The sequence below is a fragment of the Mycobacterium sp. E2462 genome (genome assembly GCF_001672685.1).
Lineage (GTDB): Bacteria > Actinomycetota > Actinomycetes > Mycobacteriales > Mycobacteriaceae > Mycobacterium.
On the sequence record NZ_LZKC01000352.1, the window covers coordinates 1 to 1,907 of the forward strand.

Below are 1,907 nucleotides of genomic sequence, written 5' to 3' on the forward strand. Positions count from 1 at the left end.
ACAGCACCGGTTCGGCGTCGAGCAGCGAGATCAGTTGCGCGCCAAGGCCCGTCCGGGCATCACGCCGCATCTGCTGGTCATGACGGCGACACCGATCCCGCGCACCGTGGCGCTGACCGTATACGGCGACCTGGAGACCTCGACGCTGCGCGAACTTCCGCGCGGACGCCAGCCGATCACGAGCAACGTGATCTTCGTCAAGGACAAGCCCGCGTGGCTGGACCGCGCCTGGCGGCGCATCACCGAGGAGGTCGCGGCAGGCCGGCAGGCGTATGTGGTGGCCCCGCGGATCGACGAGACCGACGACGCGGACAAGGGCGAGCAGGGCGCGCGGCCGTCGGAGACGGCGGAGGGCCTGTACGCGCGGCTGCGCGCGCACGAGTTGGCCGCGGTGCGGCTCGGGCTGATGCACGGCCGGCTGCCGGTCGAGGAGAAGGATGCGGCGATGGCGGCGTTCCGCGCCGGGGAGACCGACGTCCTGGTGTGCACCACCGTGATCGAGGTGGGTCTCGACGTGCCCAACGCCACCGTCATGGTGGTGATGGACGCCGACCGGTTCGGCATCAGCCAGCTGCATCAGCTGCGCGGGCGCATCGGCCGCGGCCAACATCCCAGCCTCTGCCTGTTGGCCACCTGGTCGTCGGTGCAGTCGCCGGCGGGTCGGCGGTTGCGTGCCGTCGCCGAGACGCTCGACGGCTTCGCCCTCGCCGACCTGGATTTGAAGGAACGGCGTGAGGGCGACGTGCTGGGCAACATCCAATCGGGGCGGGCGATCACCCTGCGGCTGCTCTCGCTGGCCGACCACCTCGACATCATCGAGGCCGCCCGCGCTCATTGCGTGCAGGCCTACGAGCGCGACCCCGGTGACGCGGGGCTGGCGCTGCTGGCGGCGCCGTTCACCAACACCGACCGCATCGAATACCTGGACAAGTCGTGACCGCCCACCGCAGGGTGCTGCTGTGGTTGTCGGCGGCCGCGCTGCTGGCGGTGGTGGTGGCCTATCAGACGGTGGGTTCGACGGCGACCCGGCACGCGCGGGAGTACTCCGCGCGTGCCGACGTCCCGACCGTGCAGCCGGGCGCGGACGTTCTCGCCGGCATCCCGGTGGTCCCGCTGCGGGTGCACCGCTACGACTATCGGCGGGCGGCGTTCGGCGACGCCTGGGACGACGACAACGACGCCCCGCTGGGCCACAACGGCTGCGACACCCGCGACGACATCCTCAACCGCGACCTGGTCGACAAGACCTACGTGCCGGTCAAGCGCTGCCCCGACGCGGTGGCCACCGGCGTCCTGCACGACCCGTACACCAACAAGACGATCGCCTTCGCCCGCGGCCCGAAGGTCGGCGAGGCCGTGCAGATCGACCACATCGTCCCGCTGGCCTACGCGTGGGACATGGGCGCCGCCGGCTGGCCCGCCGCCGAGCGGCTGCGCTTCGCCAACGACCCCGCCAACCTGCTGGCCGTCGACGGTCAGGCCAACCAGGACAAGGGGGATTCGCCGCCGGCGTTGTGGATGCCGCCCAACGCCGCGTTCGCCTGCCAGTACGCCATGCAGTTCATCTCCGTGCTGCGCGGCTACGCGCTGCCGGTGGACCAGCCTTCGGTGGACCCCCTGCGCCGGGCCGCCGCCACCTGCCCGGCGGCGTGAGTGCGGGCCCGGCCCAGGGCGGCGTCGCGTTATGCGGCCTCGATGGCCGCGCGCTCGAGGATGGCGTCGGTATCCGTGCCCCTGGGCAGCGTCCCGTAGGCGCGGCCCCAGTCGCCGCCCAGCCGGGTCGCCACGAACGTTTCGGCAACGGCCGGTGCGCCGTGGCGAAGCAGCAGGCTCGCCTGCAGGAGGATCGCCAACCGCTCGACCAGGGTTCGCGCCCGGAATTCCCGCTCGCCGGGATCGACGAGCTC

The 1,907-nt window shown here is 72.1% G+C and carries 2 protein-coding genes and 1 pseudogene; 2 read left to right on the top strand and 1 reads right to left on the bottom strand.

The window, feature by feature from the left end:
• Both A5714_RS18420 and A5714_RS18425 read left to right on the top strand, forming a co-directional pair.
• A partial coding sequence (locus tag A5714_RS18420) for a helicase-related protein (RefSeq protein ID WP_255396718.1) occupies positions 1-937 on the top strand: 937 nt, incomplete at its 5' end.
• Positions 934-1,653 carry an HNH endonuclease family protein gene (locus tag A5714_RS18425; RefSeq protein ID WP_068287559.1) on the top strand — a complete coding sequence of 240 codons (720 nt, stop codon included), beginning with the start codon at positions 934-936 and terminating at the stop codon, positions 1,651-1,653. The genes A5714_RS18420 and A5714_RS18425, both read left to right, overlap by 4 nt.
• Positions 1,654-1,682: 29 nt before the next feature.
• Here the strand turns inward: A5714_RS18425 and A5714_RS26720 are convergent.
• Positions 1,683-1,907: pseudogene (locus tag A5714_RS26720) on the bottom strand (DNA alkylation response protein); the annotation flags it as partial.